Origin of the sequence: Pyrobaculum neutrophilum V24Sta, from assembly GCF_000019805.1 — an archaeon.
In the GTDB taxonomy this organism is placed as follows: Archaea; Thermoproteota; Thermoprotei; order Thermoproteales; family Thermoproteaceae; genus Pyrobaculum; species Pyrobaculum neutrophilum.
In genome coordinates, this window is sequence record NC_010525.1 from 1,380,622 (window position 1) to 1,395,527 (window position 14,906).

The window sequence follows — 14,906 nt, forward strand, 5'->3', positions numbered from 1 at the left end:
TAATGGGCGCCCTAATGTCGGCCCTTGTGGCAGACAGCGTAGACCCGTTAATTAGGGAGCGGCTCGAGAGACGCGGAATAAGGGTGGATATGCGGCCGGGCATCAGCAGAGAAGAGCTCCTATCTATCATAAAGAACTACAATATCTTGATTTTCAGAGGCAGGCTGAAGATAGACAGAGAGGTGATAGACGCAGGTACAAACCTGAAGATCCTCGCGAGATACGGCGTAGGGCTTGACAACGTGGACGTGGAGTACGCGGTTAAGAGAGGTCTCGTCGTAGTCTCAGCGCCGAATGCGCCAACCCAAAGCGTCGCCGAGCTCACAATAGGTCTCATGTTGGCGGTTGCCCGGAGGATCCCGCTACTCAGCGGAAAGGTGAAAGGCGGAGAGTGGCCCAAGGGGAGGTACGTGGGGGTTGAGCTGGGAGGCAAAACCCTCGGCGTTGTGGGATTCGGCAGAATCGGCAGAGCGGTGGCGCATATAGCGCGAGGCCTCGGCATGAGGATAGTGGCAAGCGACGTGATAGACGTAAGCTCTGAGGTGGAAAAACTCGGGGGCCGACAGCTTCCTCTTGAGGAGCTCCTCAAGACCAGCGACGTGGTTACCGTCCACGTCCCCCTAACCCCCAACACCTATAAGCTGATAAACGCCGACAGGATCGCGTTGTTGAAAGACGGCGCGATCTTCGTGAACACGAGCAGAGGCGAGGTTGTTGACTACGAGGCCCTATACCGCCACATCGACAGGCTATGGGGTGTGGGGTTGGACGTTCTCCCAGAGGAACCCCCCAAAAGCCCCTACCTAAGGGAGCTGGTGGCGCATGAAAAGGTGGTGGTGACTCCACACGTGGGCTCTGAGACGTATGAGGCCATGAGGAGACTCGCCGAGGAGCTAGCCCTCAACATAGAAGAGGTAATCTCGAGGATCAAGCTATGAAGTACCTCACGCCGGGGCCCGTACAGCTACCGAAGTTCGTAATAGAGGCCACGGCGCGCCAGCCGCCGTTTCACAGGGGCGAGGAGTTCAAGAAGCTCTTCAAGTCGGTACTCGACAAATTAAACGCGCTGTATCCGGCCAAGCCAATAGTTATGCCGGGCACCGGCACGCTTGCCGTTGACACGATGATATACAACTACGTCAACCCCGGCGAGAAGGTCCTCGCGCTGGTCTACGGGGAGTTTGGAAAACGCGCTGTAGATAGCGCAAAATCCCGGGGAGCCAACGTGTTGGAGTTGGAACGAGATTCGCCTCCGCCGCCAGATGAGGTAGAGGACATCTTGAGGAAAGACCGCGAGATAAAGACGCTCTTGGTTATCCACAACGAGACGAGCACAGCCATAGCCTATAAAGACATGAAGAAGCTCGCCGATGTGGCTAAGTCCTACGGCGTGTTGCTGTTGGTAGACAGCGTTTCTGGCTTCCCTGCCGAGCCTCTACCGCCGGGCGTAGACGTGTTGGCCACGGCCTCGCACAAGGCCTTGCTCGCGCCGCCGGGGGCCTCGGTTTTGTACATAGCGGTGGAGCCGAGATACACCGCGGGGGTTCCCCCCTCCATGGATCTAAAGAAGTTCATCAAGATGGCGGAACATCTGGAGACGCCCTATACTCCCCCCATCCCTGTGCTATACGCCCTCGACGCCTCGCTGAGCTACATCCTGGAGCTCGGGCAGAGGTATACGGAGATACACAGGGAGAGGGTCGACTACCTCTACTCGGCCGTAAAGCTAAACCCCATACCGCCGAGAGACTACAGGAGCTTCACGGTAGCCGCCTTCTTGTGCGAAAAGCCTAAGGAGGTTCTGGCGAAGCTTAGGGAGGCCGGCTACGTGGCGGCGGGCGGCATGTATAAATACAGAGAGCGGTCTATCAGAGTTGGGGTTATGGGCGATGTAACAATAGACGATTTAAAGACAGTAGCCGAGGTTATTAATCGTGTGGCTTGACGAGGTGAGTTGCAAACTCTGTATAATAACATCGAGGACCGGAGACCTCATAAGGCTACAGAAGCCGGATAAGCTACCCCAGATCTTGAGCGAGCTCTCCCAGCTTATCCAGAGGAGTAGCAGAAGCGAGGCCTTCGCCATGAGCTTCCAGACCGTGGCTAAGCTCGCGGGCTCCGAGGACCCCTACAGAGACTACAAGGAGAAGCTCGCCGCTATTGGGAAAAGAGTGGCAGAGGCTGTGAGGCAGAGGCTCCAGGAAACGTCGTGGGACCTCAAAACCGCCCTGAGAATCGCCGCAGCCGCAAACATCGTCGACACAAGCGTTCTGGGCTACAGGCCTAAGAAGTTGGAGGAGGCCGTGTGGGATCTACCCGCGATAGAGGAGTACGTCGATCTCCCCCAGAACGTCTACTACGTACTAGACAACTCGGGGGAGGCGCAGATAGACCTCGTCATCGCGGAAGCTCTGGAGAGAAACGGGATAAGGCCCACCTTCGTCGTTAGATCCGAGCCCTACGAGATAGACGTCTTAGAGCGCGACCTATCTGGATATAGGGTTCTGGCCACGCCGGGGAACATATCGCCGGTGAGGTGGATACGCGATGGTTTCATCGTAGCTAAGGGCATAGCGAACTTCGAGGCCTACATGGAATGGGGCGAGACCCCTGCGCTTCTGCTGTTTCGCGCCAAATGCGACGTTCTATCACGGGTGTTCTCGGTGCCGAGGAACTCGCCGATTATTATCAGCGGGGAGAAGGCAAAGGCAATCAGCCTGTCACAATAAGCTTCACGGGGACGCCGTTTTTAAACTGAACAGTAATCCTCAAAGACTCCAAGCCGCCCTCTCTAATGACAGACTGGGCTACCTCCCTCACCTTCTTTAGAACGCTTAGGAGGTCCGCCATGTGTCTATAGGACTCCTCTAGGATCTCATGACGCGAGATCGGGCTCGGGTCTATGTACAGTTGCAAGCCGGTTATTTCAATGGGGGCGCTCCTCTCGGAGCCGCCGCCGCTGAATTTTTTGAGCAGATCCTGCAACCTTCTATACCTCTCCAGAGAGGGCTTAAGGCTCTCCAACTCCGCAGACACCGCCCTCACGGCCTCCTCCAACTCCCTTATCTGTCTGTCTAGATCCGCCAAGAACTGGCCGGCGTCTGGGTAGCTCTTTACAGAGTATACGTCCATATATATCTCGTCCGACGGAGTTTATAAGCACATCGCTTAACTAAACCCCGACCACCGAGAAACTATACGCCAGGGAACTCGTGCGGGGCTCCTTGGCGTCGCCCCCTCGGAAGGCGCTACCAAGCCGTTACGGGAACAGAAGAGGCGAGGACTTCCGGCTCCGTGTATGTCACTTCTTTGGGAGTCCCTTGGAGACCTAGGTGAGCCATGGGGTTTTTCGTACTAAACCTCCGCCGTATTGGTTTATCCTTATGGCGTAGCCGCCGCCTAATTTAGCCCTTATGCAATCACCTATGTTGGTGTAACGCCTCCTCTTGATCACGTAGGCTCTTGTGCCTAGGACAAAGGGCCCCACCACCTCCTCCCGGAGATACTTCTCCACAAACGCGTCGATGGCGTTGTCATACACCGGAGGCCCTCTGTGGAGGACATAAGGCGGTAGCTCCACATCCTCAACCACGTATATGATGGACACGTAGGTTTTCTCGTCGCTTTCGACGCCCCAGCGGTAGATCTTGAAGCCGCACTCCCTCAGGTGCTTATACAGCGATTTTCCAAGCCGCTTATAGCGGCCCCAAACCACATCCGGCGATTCGCCGGGGTAGGGAAACACGACCTCTACGGCGTTTACCCCTAACGCGGGGGCTTCAGGCGGCGAGAAGTACGAGAGCGATGGCTTCTTTAGGAAACGTCTTGAGGCGAGCACAAAGGTGGACATCGACGTCAACGACACCGCCGCCGCCACGTTCCTGTTTGGGTCAACCGGGTCGACGACGACTAGGGGGGCCTTGAACTTCGTCTTAGACTCGGTAAAGGATATGTACGTCCTGTACGGCCTCCAGCCCGACGCCGCCTTTAACACGTCGACGAAGGAGCCGTAGTAGGCCACCAGAAGCTCCGTCAAGTAGCCGGAGAAACCCTCGACCTTGATCTCGGCCCCGTATACCCCAATCGATTTGAGGAAAAGCTTTAGCAGCCTCACGTCGCGTCTCTGATCCTCCGACAGCCTCTCCGACAGGAACTTGTGGTGTAGCGGCGATCTATCCGCCGCAGTGATGGGCCGCTCCCCCGGCGCGATCTTGTAGCACGGCACAACGTCCACTTCGTACCCCTCCACATACAGCGACAGGTAGGGATGTTGGGCGTACCTCAAGCTCCACGGTACACCAACGCCGTCGAAATACCTAGAAAGCGTCTGGACCACATCCTCGGGCTTGATGGATCTGTCACGTAGAACAACGAAGATATCTATGTCGCGTTGGCCAGGTAGCCACGTCGACCTAGCGCTTGAGCCGTACATGTCCACCTCGGCTGCGACTCCGGCGAGGGCCTCCGACACCCACTGCCTAACTCTCGACCCGACCTCGGCGACCTTCCTCTCTTCCTCCGGAGTTGGCGTGACCAACTTGTAGGCCTCCTTGAGCACCTCCTCGACCTCGCTCACGTGAGCACCTGTACGAAGAGGTCGCTATATATAGGCCCCCTCGGCGTAAGCACAGACCTCTTCAGCTTAACTTTATCCACAACAGCGGCTCCAAACTCGGTGTTTTTGTGACGCTCGACGAGCTCTCTCAACTTGTCCACGTTTCGCCCTGATTTAACCCTGCCGATGGTTAAATGTGGAGTGAAGTCCCTCTCCTCCCTGTGTTCTGCGTATTTATCCACGGCCGCCCTCACGGCGTTAGCCAACCTCGTAAGCTCCTCCGCCCCCTGTGCAACCCCTACCCAGAGGACCCGGGGGCTGGCCATGTGTGGAAACACGCCGAGTCCCACAAGCCTAATCTCGAACCTCTGGTGTTTCAACGCGGCCAGCGCCCTAGCTATATCGTTTATCCTGCCCTGGGGAACCTCGCCGAGGAAGCGGAGGGTGATGTGCAGGTTCTCCCTCTCAACAAGCTTGACGTCTACGCCAAGGCCGAGAACCTCCCGTTGTATCTGCTCAACCCGCCTAACCACCTCAGGGCTGTCTATATCAACGGCGATGAAGGCCCTCACGCTCATGGCGTAAACCTCGACACCCACTTGGTCAATAGGTCGCATGTGTGGGGCGCTATGAAGCCTATGCCGCAACGGTCGGAGTATGGACAGTAGACGCACGGGATCGATAGAAGGGTCCTAATCTCCCTCGGCATAGACTCCACGTTGATGGTAAAGCTCTCCACAGACTCTTCGCGGATTTTGCCCAACAGCCTATACGCCTTTTCCGTCAACTTAATGACGTAAACCCCCCTCTTGTTTCCGCCCACCCTCTCCCGGGCTATCAAACCCCTTTTTTCGAGCCTAGCCAATATGGGGAGGCCAGTCTTGCTGTCTATACCTATGTACTTCCAGAGGTTCCTCTGCTGGTAGCTCCCTCCGAGCCTCTCAAGGCCCTGCAAAATCTGGATCTCAACCTCGGTCAAAACATCTGAGTCCTCGGTGAATTCCTGCGCAGCCACGACAGAAGGATTTTCCCGCCGCCTTATAAAGTTTCTAAAGCGTTATCTCGATGTAGAGCCTCTCGGAGAGCTCCTTCAGGAGCTCTCTGACAGGGCCCTCGGTGGAGTCCGCCGCCTTTGCGAGCTCCTTCTGGGTAACCTCCACCCCCGCTAGATAGCAGGCGTAGTACACCGCGGCCGCTGCGAGGACCTGAGGCTTCCTCCCGTTTCTAATACGCGGAGACGACATTATGTAGCGGAGAATATCCACGGCGATGCGGAGAACCTCCGCGGTTTTCTCATCCCCAATCCCGAGCGCCGCCACGATCTTGGGTATGTAGATCTTAGGATCTGTACGCGGTGGCCTTAAGCCAAGGCTGTTCGCTACCTTCAGCAACTCCATGTACGCCGACTGGAAGGCGGACCGGTCTACGCCCAGCTGTTCGTAGAGCGTCTTAGGCGTGACGGCGGCGACGCCTCTGCTCTTCAGCGTAAAGAGCAAAGCAGCGGCGTAGCCCTCCAGCCGGGGGGCACGGTACCCCGCCTCATACAGCCTCTTGTAGAGTTGCACGGTCTCCTCGACGATGCTGGGGTGTAGGTTTAGCTTTTCCCTGGCGGAGTCCAGAAACTCCCTGATGTCTATCTCCACGCGCTCGAGGGGCGTCGTGAGAGGCCTGGCGAACTTCTTTAGGCTTATCGCCTTCAGCTTGTCCATGATCTTTATATTGCCGTACTCTATATCCCCCAGCGAGGACCCCACCGGCCCCGCGTGGGCTCTAGAGGACTCGGGCCTCCTCCACTCTGGCCCAAGATCTGCGATGCTCTCTCTCAGGACGGTGCCACAACTTCTACACACCACCTGGCCGCGCTCGTAGTCGACGGCGACGTCGTTTACCGCGCCGCACGTTGGGCAACGGTACTCCTCCAGCTCAAAAATCAGCCTCCGCGTCATCTCCCCCTCTTCCTAAGGTCTTGCGGTTTTACATACAGCGGCTGGCCCAGTATAGACTCGTCCCTAGCCGCCGGCTTTATAAGGCCGTAGGGGTTTTTCACATTGCCTATCACGTCGTAGAGAACCCCGACCTTTTTCATCGTGTAGGTATAGACGTTGACGTAGAGGGGGGGAACCTCGGCCAACCTTACGACGAGGTTCCCCATATGTGAGTAATGAAGAGCAGTGCCAATGCGCTTCATTAAAGCAACTATAGGCCCCGATTAATAATAGTTTGCCCCTCCATACCCGGATAATACCTCGCCGGCGAGCGGTGCCGCCCTGCTGAACGCCGATTTATGACGTCGGCAGGCAAGACGGAGGTGTTTATATACCCCATATTTTTCCTCTGTCGTGAAGCTAGGCGCCTTTTACAAGGGTGGGGATTTAAAGAAGCCAAGCGGCGGGAAGAAGAGGAGAGTAAGGAGGACGAAAAAGAAGGCATTGGGAGGTGGACCTCCCCAGATTCCGAAACTAGGCGAGAACGACGTTAGGGTCGTGGAGAGGGTGAGGGGAGGCAACATAAAGGTGCGGATGAGGGAGGCAAGGTTCGCAAATGTATATGTGCCGAAGGAGAAACGATATGTGAAAGCTAGAATCGTCTCCATAGTATCTACCCCGGCCAATCCCGACTACGCGAGGCGTAACTTCATAGTAAAGGGCGCGGTTATACAGACCGAGGTCGGCAAGGCGGTGGTTACGTCGAGGCCGGGGCAAGACGGCGTTATCAACGCGGTACTTATAGAATGAAGAAGAGGGGCGGGAGGATCCTCTGGCTAGTCAACATCGACGCCTCGGTTCCGCGCTCCAGGGGGAGGATCCTACCCAGGGGGCAAGCCTTGAACAAGCCGACGATACAAGAGGTCGCAAAAGCGCTGGAGAGGCTGGGCTATAGGTACCAAGTCTACCCCGAGAAGAGACATCCGGCTATCTGGTTCGAGGAAAGACTCGCCGGGTACTTCGTGGTCGAGACAGAGGAGGATGTCAGGAGCTTGGCTTCTAAGGTGGCGGAGGAGGTCAGAAAATCCAGGTGATGTATACGGTGTTTTTCATAGGCACAGCCGGCTCTGGCAAATCCACTCTGGTGTCCGCGCTGTCGAACTGGCTGGAGGATCAAGGCTTTGACGTTGGCGTAGTCAACCTAGACCCCGCCGCCGAGTATCTGCCGTATGTCCCAGACATAGACGTAAGAGATAGAATAAGCGCGAGGAGGATAATGAAGCAGTTTAAGCTAGGCCCAAACGCGTCGATTGTAGCAGCAGTGGACATGATGGTCACCGAGGCGGAGAGGATCAAGGAGGAGATGGAGGTGGTGGGCGCCCCCATCTTCCTCATAGACACCCCCGGCCAGATGGAGCTGTTCGCCTTTAGGCAGAGCGGCGCCTACCTAATACAGAGGCTGTCAGACGTCCACAGCCTCGTGGTATATGTAGCAGACGCCGTCTATATGCAGACGGTAGACGGCTTCGCCACCACCATGTTGCTGGCCCTCTCCAGCAGAATTAGGTTCAAGAAGCCCCAGATCGTCGCGGTAAACAAGGCCGACCTCCTATCGGAGGAGGCGACCGTCACTATAAACAACTGGGTGGAAGACCCCGAGGCCCTGCTGGAGTCGCTAGATATGCCGCAGTACGAGAAGGAAGTGTTGCGGTCTGTGGCCAACATGGGGGGCTTCGTCGAGCCCGTCTTCGTGTCGGCCAAGACGGGGGAGGGCCTAGATAGGCTGTACCACAAGCTCCAGATGCACTACACTGGAGGCGAGGACGCTCAGCTCCCGCCTTGATACGGAACTAGGTGGTCAGCCGTGGTTATGACGATCTTCTTCTTATCGCCGAGGTACGTCTCTATGACGTACGCCCGCCCCCTCGTGCCCACCACCACGCCGACCTTCCCCTGGTACCGCCGGTGCGGCGCCGTCGTGATATAGGTGGGGTCTATGTCTATGACTACCTTATCCCCAGGCTTGTACTCATATAGAAGTCTGGAGAGGCCGGACATCCCCCTCTCCCTTGGCTTCTTCCTCAGCAGCTTCCTGCTCTTGTAGCGGTAGCCATGGGTTCTTTTTACCATAGCCGCCGGAAGCTTAGAGATTTTAAAAGTTTTAGGTCGGCTCTCGGCGGCGTATAAGTTATAAACTATAGAGAGATGTGGACAAGTGAGCGTGAAGAGGATACGTAGGTCTGAAGAGGTGACAAACGCAAAGGCCCTGGAGATTCTCAGGAGTATCTCCAACACGGCGCAACAGCTGACCGAGGACCAGAGGAAAACCCTGGACTACCTGGAGAAGGTGACGAAGAGGACCCCGGAGGAGGCCGAATCCCTCGTGAGACAGCTAGTCGAGAAGTTCGGATTTACCAGAGTAACCGCGATACAGCTTGTCAACCTCTCCATAGAGTCCATAGACGAGCTGAGGACAGCCCTGTCTTACCTAGAGAGGAGGGACTACTCAGAAAGCGAGCTGAAGGAGATATTCAAAACGCTCACGGGGCAATGAGGGGCAGGAAGGAGGAGTACGCATACGTAATAGACATACTACCGCCGGAGGTCGCTCTCTACAAGCTACCGCCAAAGATGAGGCGGGACTTCCCCCACGATGTAACATATGCGCATCTGGTGGGGGAGGACCACTTCGCCCTACTGGAGGTTACGCTGAAGAAGGGCGTCTCGGTCGAGATCGGGGAGCGGCTTTACGTGGGGCTAGGCACCAGGGAGAAGGTGGACAAAATCGTGAGACGCATCAGATATGAAGATCTGCAACCGCAGGGGAGAGACAACCTGAAGATTGTGGTGAGGAAGATTGTGGAGCAACAGGAGTCCAGGTTTGTGAAGTGGATAAACGAGACCGGCCCCGTGACGCTCAAGTTGCACAGCCTGGAGCTCCTAAGGGGGGTGGGTAAGAAGAAGGTGCACGAGGTGTTGGAGGAGAGGAAGAAGAAGCCCTTCTCGTCGTACGAAGAGGTGAAACAGAGGGTGGGTCTCGACTTGGTCGAGTTGATAACAGACAGGATACTCAGGGAGATAGCGGGAGAAGACCCGTACTACCTCTTCGCCTCGCCGCCGCCTAGCCAGTAGCTACTTAACGCGCACTATCTTGAACCTATCCAGTATCTGCCAGACCTCCACCTCAGCCCCAGGGGCAAGCCTGCCCTTAGCCTCCTCCTCGACGTACGACATAGGCACCTCAATCGTCTTGTAATCCCTCATATCCATAAGTTGGATGATGTCTCCAGAGATGGAAAGCACCTGAGCCGTGAATTTCTCGATAATCGGCACCTCAACCTGGGCATCCACCGGCAGACTCAACGTCCTCTTCCCCCCGTCGAACACCCCCACCGCCACTATCCTAGCCTTTGCGCTTCCGTGTTTACCAGTTTTGGACTTCTCGATCTCGACTACTCTGCAAGGCTCCCCGTCTATAACCACGTAGGACCCCTCCTTGAGCTCCCCGGCCTCCACGTACTTCGTCGACATGGCCCCCTCAGGTCACTGGTATATAAATTTTAGACGCATGCATACTTCAGGACGTCGCCACACTTGGGCAACTCGGCGGGTATTCTGGGGATCGCCTCCGCGATCACCCTCTTGATTATGCCCATCTTCTCTATCATCATCTTCTCAACGGCCTCCGCGGTTACCGGCTGGTGCGGCACCCACACGTCGTAGTCTGTGACCAGCGCTATCAAGCCGTAGCACATGCCCAGCTCCCTGGCCAAGTTTATCTCCGGGACGAGGGTCATGCCTATTATGTCGCATCCATACACCTCCCGCCATATTCTCGACTCCGCCTTCGTGCTGAACCGGGGCCCCTCTATGCACACGTAGCACCCCCCGTCGTGCGTCTTGTTGTACCTGCCGGCCACCTCCACCAACACCTTTCTAATCTCTTGGGTGAAGGGCTCTAGGCCTATGGAGATGTGGCAGGTGCGGGGGCCGTCGTAAAACGTGTACTCCCTCGTCTTTGTCATATCCACAAACTGGTCGGGGACCACGAAGTCGCCTGGAGCATAGTCGGGTCTCAGCGAGCCTACCGCGCTTACGGCGACGATAGATCTGACACCCAGGGCGTGGAGGGCGTAGATGTTGGCGCGGTACGGGATCCTATGCGGCGGATACTTATGCCCTCTGCCGTGTCTAGGCAGAAAGGCCACCACTCTGCCCGAGACCCGCCCCACAATCACGTTGTCGGAGGGTAGGCCGTAGGGCGTATGCATCTGAACCTCTACAGCGTTTTCGAAAATCCCAGGGTCGTACAACCCGCTTCCCCCAATTATGCCTATCTTTGGGAACTCCTCAAATCCTATCTCCCTCGGGTCCCTTGGGGGCTGCGTGAGTTTCACCGCCATAAAGGTAATATGGCCCCGTGTTTTAACAGTTGTGGAGACGTTTGCTCCATCGCCGGCTGAGCTGGTGAAGAGATACGGGGCAAGGAAGCTACAGTCCGAGAAGTACGAAGTCTCTGCCTCAAACCTTCCATGGGTGATAAAACGAGACGTGGCGCTGGAAATACTACCGGGTAGGAGGTACTTAGTCGAGGGGGTGCAATTAGAGGGGCTCCCGCAACCTTGGGAAGCCTACGTGGCTCTCCTCGACGAGAGGGGGGAGTTCGGGGTTGGGTACATAGTGGCCAAGAGACGCAGGATGTTTAAGTGTATATACAAGACATACACGAGACCACCCGGCCTGCAGGTTGCCCCCTACATCACGATAAAGCCCGTAGAGCTACACCTAACAGATAAGGAGGGGCTCGTGGACTGCGTCGAGAGACCTCTCTACGCGAAAACCATAGCCGTCTTCATAAACGCCCCGCCCGACGTGATCAACGGCGTGAAGGTCGCAATGGCGGAGCCCCGCATACTTCTGACTTGAGCCGCAAAGCAAATTGCCGCGAGAGCCATCTGCGTCTAGGAGAGCATTGTATCCAAGTCTCCGCCCCCTTTCTACATCGCTGAAAAGCGAGGCGATGGGGCACTCACTACTGGTCAAAACAGAGGGGCGGAGGTCTTCCAAACACCTCCTCTTTTTGTCAACGACAGCGGAATTTCCCTGCGGAGAAGTCCTCGGGGGGCCTAAGCGCTCTTCCCATTGCCGCAACGATAAACCACAAATGCAAAATGCTCCTTCCGGCTCCAGTTTAACCCCACGTCTGTGGTATCGCGGTATCCATGACGGCGGGATCGGCGGCGCCGTATTGCCTATTGTTGAAGGAAATCTTTAAATATGAGCATCTCTACAGTGGCTAGAATGGAGATAAAACTCCCAGGTCAAGACGCCGAAGATATCATTGACCAACTGTTAGGCGGCGGTGAAGACCAGTCGCTTATGCAGACGCTGACGAAGGAAAAGGCCCTGGTGAGGATCAGGCTTGAAAACAGAAGGGGACACTATGTGACAATAGTGGATTTTGGAAACTCGGAAGATGCGAAGCAACTAGGGATAAAGGACATGGCTAGGGAACTTAAGAAGAGGTTGGCTGCGGGGGGGACCATTAGAGACAGTTGGATCGAGATACAGGGGGACCACCGCCAGAAGGTGAAAAAACTGCTTATCGAAATGGGGTTCAAGGAGGAGAACATACTCATAGATGAGGGAGTTACTGAGACATAAGATCAGAGAGGCGCTAGAGAAAAGCGACTACAGAGCGCTTGCGAGGCTCTGCCTTGAGGTACTCAACGCAGAGGGGTGGCTCGACTGTTGGAGAAAGATGGAGGGGGTTGTCCAGCGAAGTGGGGAGTACGTACTTGCTAAGTTTCTAGCCTCGGCCTACGCACTGGCGCAAGACGAGATATATACAATCCTGTCGCCGGCCACGAGGGAGTTCCTCGCGAGAGACGTCGTGGTGTGTCTCGAGAAAACTACGCAGGTCCTAGAGCTTCTATCTTCACAAGAGGCGTCTGGAGATATACGCGGACGAGGAGGTGTCTAATGCCGCGTAAAACGGCGGCTTTTTCCCTCTGAGTCTCGGAGACGCGGCCCCCGTTTGTCTTCACCTCAACGGCGTAGAACACCCCGTCTTTGAAGGCGAAGAGGTCCACAGTCTCCATGGCTCTTCTCTCGGCGAGGAGCTCGACGAGGGGGGTAGCGGCTTCGAGGATCGCCCCGAGCTCCCCCTCTATGCATCTCTTGACGCAGGGGACGTAAACGCTGTATTCCAGCGGCTCCGCCCGCCGGCCTTCTATGGGGAGGCAACGGCCCCTCCAGTACGTCAGCTTGACGTAACCCACGGCAGTTGGTATAGAGAAGGTGATGGGCTCCTTGGGCTCGCCTCCGCATTCACCCTCTATAGCTCTGTAGGCTGCCGCCATCTCCAGTAGCCGTATAAACTCCTGGGGTCGCCAGGTCTTGTAGCCGTGTCGTTTGAGAAAAACCTCCGCTATATATTCGCCGAGTTGGCCGAGGTCGGGCGGATTCACATCTTGGTGAGCGTTGGGATGCCCAGGATGTAGAATCCAGCCGCCAGCACGTTCTTAACGGCGTTGACCAACGCGAGTCTGAAGCTCCTCAGCGGCTCCTCCGCCTTCAGCACAGGCGCCTTCTCGTAGTAGCTGTTGAAAACCAGGGCTAAGCCGTCTAGGAACTCGGCCACGTAGTCGGGCCTGAGCGCGTGGACCGCCGTCTTCACGACGCCGGGCCACTCCGCGACTTTCAAGATAAGCTCCCGCTCCTCCGGCAGAATCTCGCCGGGGATAACAACGCCGGCGAGGTTTGCGCCGGTTGCCTTCTCTAGTATGGAGTAGGCTCTCACATATGTGTACTGGAGGAAGGACCCGGAGTTCTGCCTCATGTTGAGCACCGTCTCCCATTTGAACTCTATGGGCTTTCTAGGGCCGGTGGACAAGAAGGCGTATCTCACGGAGCCGACGCCGACTCTCTCGGCTATTACGCCGGCTACCTCCGGGTTCTTCTCCTTAACCAATGCCGCCGAGCGCTCAGCCGCCTCGTCTAAGATCTCGTCGAGGGCTATGTATTGGCCTCTCCGGGCGGACATCTTGGCGCCCGGCAGGTTGACCATCTCGTAGGCGTAGTGCATAAGCCTTTTGGCCTCCTCCTGGAAGCCGAGGGCGTACAGTATTATGCGTACATGCGCTTGCTCATGCGTCTGCTCGGTCGATATGACCCTAATCACTCTGTCGAACTCCTGCCTAGTCTGCCACAGGGCGTACGCCACGTCCCTCGTCACATAGAGCGTAGTCCCGTCGGACCTAGTAAGAGTCACAGGCGGGATAAACTTGGGGAGGTCTAGTACATCCCACAGCTTGAAGTCCTCCACGAACTTATCCGCGCGGAAGACCACTGCGCCGCCCCGGCTCTCGACGTACTGGGGCCACCTCCTCTGTAGCTCCGCCACAATCCGCGCCGCCTCTCCAGACCAGACGGAGATCTCGCTCTCGTAATCCCAGCGATCTATCTCGATGCCGAGCCGCGAGAGGGTTTCCCTCTGCCCCTTTAGCACTAGGTCTACCACCTCTCTGACCGCCCGCCTGGCCTCGGGATCCCCCGCCTCATACCTCCTGTTTAGCTCCGCCGCCTCCGCAACGAGGTCTCTCCCCCCAAGGGACTCCGCCAGCCTATTTACTATATCCCCCTCGGCGTCCATTATACGCTTCAGAACCCCAACCCACTCGTCTATCTCTGAAATTATCTCCCGCCTCCGCTCCTCGTCTTGGACTGCGGCTAGCTCCCTCTTAAGTCTCCCGATCTCTGCCACCGCGTTTGTAGCCGAGTATATAGCGCCGACGACCACGTCGGGTTTAACGCGCCTTATCCTCTCCCCCGCGAGATCCCTAACCGCGTTGTAGCCTATCGCGGCGTACATCACCTGCACGCCGCAGTCGTCGACGTAGAAGTGCGTCTCGACGGAATTTCCGCAGAACCTCAGCAACCGCGCCAGCGAGTCCCCCAATATGGCGTTTCTGCCATGGCCGATGTGGAGCGGGTGTATCGGGTTAGCAGAGGTGTGCTCAACCAGAAATCTCCCCAGCCTACACTCGTCTGTGTAGCCGTATCTCTCGCCCATCTCGGAGACGGCCTTGAAGACGAGCTCTGCGATTTTATCAACGGCGAGGTCGGCGTTTAGGTATAGCCCCTCCGCGGAGACGGAAGCGAGATACTCAAGCCGGCGCCCTCTCAGCCCGTCGGTGAACTCCCTCAGACGCTGGGGGTCAACCCGGTATTTGTGGAACTTGGCCGAGTAGTAGCCGTAGCGCCTCGACCTCTCCACCTCAGGCACCTCCCCTATGCCCAACGCCTCCGCCGCCTCCTTCACCAACCTCTCGAACTCCAGACGCGAGGGCTTTAGAGGATCCACGGAGCCCACAAAACCAACATATAAATAGATCCCCGGCGTCAGAAAAATTTATAATACTGTC

Annotated in this window: 22 protein-coding genes; 11 read left to right on the plus strand and 11 right to left on the minus strand. The window is 56.7% G+C overall.

Annotation, left to right across the window (positions count from 1 at the left end; all coding sequences use genetic code 11):
• Nucleotides 1–14: 14 nt before the first annotated feature.
• The 3 genes from TNEU_RS07840 to TNEU_RS07850 are packed head-to-tail and all read left to right on the plus strand — an operon-like array spanning nucleotide 15 to nucleotide 2,729.
• Entirely contained in the window at nucleotides 15–938 is a 924-nt protein-coding gene (locus TNEU_RS07840) for a D-2-hydroxyacid dehydrogenase (protein ID WP_148682415.1), read from the plus strand.
• On the plus strand, nucleotides 935–1,945 hold the full coding sequence (locus tag TNEU_RS07845; RefSeq protein WP_012350900.1) for a pyridoxal-phosphate-dependent aminotransferase family protein: 1,011 nt from the start codon (nucleotides 935–937) through the stop codon (nucleotides 1,943–1,945). Before TNEU_RS07840 ends, TNEU_RS07845 begins: the two co-directional genes overlap by 4 nt.
• On the plus strand, nucleotides 1,935–2,729 hold the full coding sequence (locus TNEU_RS07850; RefSeq protein ID WP_148682416.1) for an ARMT1-like domain-containing protein: 795 nt from the start codon (nucleotides 1,935–1,937) through the stop codon (nucleotides 2,727–2,729). Before TNEU_RS07845 ends, TNEU_RS07850 begins: the two co-directional genes overlap by 11 nt.
• Here the strand turns inward: TNEU_RS07850 and TNEU_RS07855 are convergent.
• The 6 genes from TNEU_RS07855 to TNEU_RS07880 all read right to left on the minus strand — a co-directional run bounded on the left by TNEU_RS07855 (nucleotide 2,713) and on the right by TNEU_RS07880 (nucleotide 6,743).
• Nucleotides 2,713–3,132, minus strand: coding sequence for a hypothetical protein (locus TNEU_RS07855; RefSeq protein ID WP_012350902.1), 420 nt, complete (start codon nucleotides 3,130–3,132; stop codon nucleotides 2,713–2,715). The two genes, TNEU_RS07850 and TNEU_RS07855, sit on opposite strands and share 17 nt — an antisense overlap.
• A 196-nt stretch (nucleotides 3,133–3,328) precedes the next feature.
• Nucleotides 3,329–4,576, minus strand: coding sequence for a CCA tRNA nucleotidyltransferase (gene cca, locus TNEU_RS07860; RefSeq protein ID WP_012350903.1), 1,248 nt, complete (start codon nucleotides 4,574–4,576; stop codon nucleotides 3,329–3,331).
• Nucleotides 4,573–5,133, minus strand: coding sequence for an RNA 2',3'-cyclic phosphodiesterase (gene thpR, locus TNEU_RS07865; RefSeq protein WP_012350904.1), 561 nt, complete (start codon nucleotides 5,131–5,133; stop codon nucleotides 4,573–4,575). The genes cca and thpR overlap by 4 nt, the downstream gene beginning before the upstream one ends.
• Nucleotides 5,130–5,570 (minus strand): helix-turn-helix transcriptional regulator, encoded by a 441-nt coding sequence (locus TNEU_RS07870; protein WP_012350905.1) that lies wholly within the window; start codon nucleotides 5,568–5,570, stop codon nucleotides 5,130–5,132. Before TNEU_RS07870 ends, thpR begins: the two co-directional genes overlap by 4 nt.
• A gap of 34 nt (nucleotides 5,571–5,604) precedes the next feature.
• Nucleotides 5,605–6,501, minus strand: a complete 897-nt coding sequence (locus TNEU_RS07875; RefSeq protein WP_012350906.1) for a TFIIB-type zinc ribbon-containing protein — start codon at nucleotides 6,499–6,501, stop codon at nucleotides 5,605–5,607.
• Entirely contained in the window at nucleotides 6,498–6,743 is a 246-nt protein-coding gene (locus TNEU_RS07880) for a Gar1/Naf1 family protein (RefSeq protein ID WP_012350907.1), read from the minus strand. Before TNEU_RS07880 ends, TNEU_RS07875 begins: the two co-directional genes overlap by 4 nt.
• A 151-nt stretch (nucleotides 6,744–6,894) precedes the next feature.
• On the opposite strand from TNEU_RS07880, the gene TNEU_RS07885 reads away from it, so the two are divergent.
• Genes TNEU_RS07885 through TNEU_RS07895 form a run of 3 tightly spaced genes read left to right on the plus strand, consistent with a single transcriptional unit; the run spans nucleotide 6,895 to nucleotide 8,323 of the window.
• Nucleotides 6,895–7,290 carry a 30S ribosomal protein S8e gene (locus tag TNEU_RS07885; protein ID WP_012350908.1) on the plus strand — a complete coding sequence of 132 codons (396 nt, stop codon included), beginning with the start codon at nucleotides 6,895–6,897 and terminating at the stop codon, nucleotides 7,288–7,290.
• The gene (locus TNEU_RS07890; RefSeq protein WP_012350909.1) at nucleotides 7,287–7,574 is read left to right on the plus strand and encodes a signal recognition particle subunit SRP19/SEC65 family protein; all 288 of its coding nucleotides are present in this window, start codon (nucleotides 7,287–7,289) and stop codon (nucleotides 7,572–7,574) included. The genes TNEU_RS07885 and TNEU_RS07890 overlap by 4 nt, the downstream gene beginning before the upstream one ends.
• The gene (locus TNEU_RS07895) at nucleotides 7,574–8,323 is read left to right on the plus strand and encodes an ATP/GTP-binding protein (RefSeq protein ID WP_148682417.1); all 750 of its coding nucleotides are present in this window, start codon (nucleotides 7,574–7,576) and stop codon (nucleotides 8,321–8,323) included. The genes TNEU_RS07890 and TNEU_RS07895 overlap by 1 nt, the downstream gene beginning before the upstream one ends.
• On the opposite strand, the gene TNEU_RS07900 is transcribed toward TNEU_RS07895, so the two are convergent.
• Nucleotides 8,308–8,610 carry a 50S ribosomal protein L21e gene (locus tag TNEU_RS07900; RefSeq protein WP_012350911.1) on the minus strand — a complete coding sequence of 101 codons (303 nt, stop codon included), beginning with the start codon at nucleotides 8,608–8,610 and terminating at the stop codon, nucleotides 8,308–8,310. The two genes, TNEU_RS07895 and TNEU_RS07900, sit on opposite strands and share 16 nt — an antisense overlap.
• 85 nt (nucleotides 8,611–8,695) lie before the next feature.
• Between TNEU_RS07900 and TNEU_RS07905 the strand changes: the two genes are divergently transcribed.
• The gene (locus tag TNEU_RS07905; RefSeq protein WP_012350912.1) at nucleotides 8,696–9,034 is read left to right on the plus strand and encodes an RNA polymerase Rpb4 family protein; all 339 of its coding nucleotides are present in this window, start codon (nucleotides 8,696–8,698) and stop codon (nucleotides 9,032–9,034) included.
• On the plus strand, nucleotides 9,031–9,612 hold the full coding sequence (locus tag TNEU_RS07910; RefSeq protein WP_012350913.1) for a DUF655 domain-containing protein: 582 nt from the start codon (nucleotides 9,031–9,033) through the stop codon (nucleotides 9,610–9,612). The genes TNEU_RS07905 and TNEU_RS07910 overlap by 4 nt, the downstream gene beginning before the upstream one ends.
• Here TNEU_RS07910 and TNEU_RS07915 read toward each other — a convergent pair whose 3' ends face one another.
• On the minus strand, nucleotides 9,613–10,011 hold the full coding sequence (locus TNEU_RS07915) for a translation initiation factor IF-5A (RefSeq protein WP_012350914.1): 399 nt from the start codon (nucleotides 10,009–10,011) through the stop codon (nucleotides 9,613–9,615). It abuts the gene before it with no gap.
• Nucleotides 10,012–10,040: 29 nt separating this feature from the next.
• Entirely contained in the window at nucleotides 10,041–10,883 is an 843-nt protein-coding gene (locus TNEU_RS07920; protein ID WP_012350915.1) for an S-methyl-5'-thioadenosine phosphorylase, read from the minus strand.
• Between the two features lie 31 nt (nucleotides 10,884–10,914).
• On the opposite strand from TNEU_RS07920, the gene TNEU_RS07925 reads away from it, so the two are divergent.
• The 3 genes from TNEU_RS07925 (at nucleotide 10,915) to TNEU_RS07935 (ending at nucleotide 12,463) form a co-directional block, all read left to right on the plus strand.
• Complete coding sequence (locus tag TNEU_RS07925; protein WP_012350916.1) at nucleotides 10,915–11,406, plus strand: hypothetical protein; 492 nt, start codon at nucleotides 10,915–10,917, stop codon at nucleotides 11,404–11,406.
• A gap of 375 nt (nucleotides 11,407–11,781) precedes the next feature.
• Nucleotides 11,782–12,144: an SUI1 family translation initiation factor gene (locus tag TNEU_RS07930; protein ID WP_148682518.1), complete on the plus strand. Its 363-nt coding sequence runs from the start codon at nucleotides 11,782–11,784 to the stop codon at nucleotides 12,142–12,144.
• Nucleotides 12,122–12,463, plus strand: coding sequence for a hypothetical protein (locus TNEU_RS07935; protein ID WP_012350918.1), 342 nt, complete (start codon nucleotides 12,122–12,124; stop codon nucleotides 12,461–12,463). The genes TNEU_RS07930 and TNEU_RS07935 overlap by 23 nt, the downstream gene beginning before the upstream one ends.
• Here TNEU_RS07935 and TNEU_RS07940 read toward each other — a convergent pair.
• A complete protein-coding gene (locus TNEU_RS07940) occupies nucleotides 12,393–12,950 on the minus strand; it encodes a VRR-NUC domain-containing protein (protein ID WP_012350919.1) in 558 nt (185 codons plus the stop codon). The genes TNEU_RS07935 and TNEU_RS07940 overlap by 71 nt on opposite strands.
• Complete coding sequence (locus tag TNEU_RS07945; protein WP_148682418.1) at nucleotides 12,947–14,845, minus strand: arginine--tRNA ligase; 1,899 nt, start codon at nucleotides 14,843–14,845, stop codon at nucleotides 12,947–12,949. The genes TNEU_RS07940 and TNEU_RS07945 overlap by 4 nt, the downstream gene beginning before the upstream one ends.
• Between the last annotated feature and the right edge of the window lie 61 nt (nucleotides 14,846–14,906).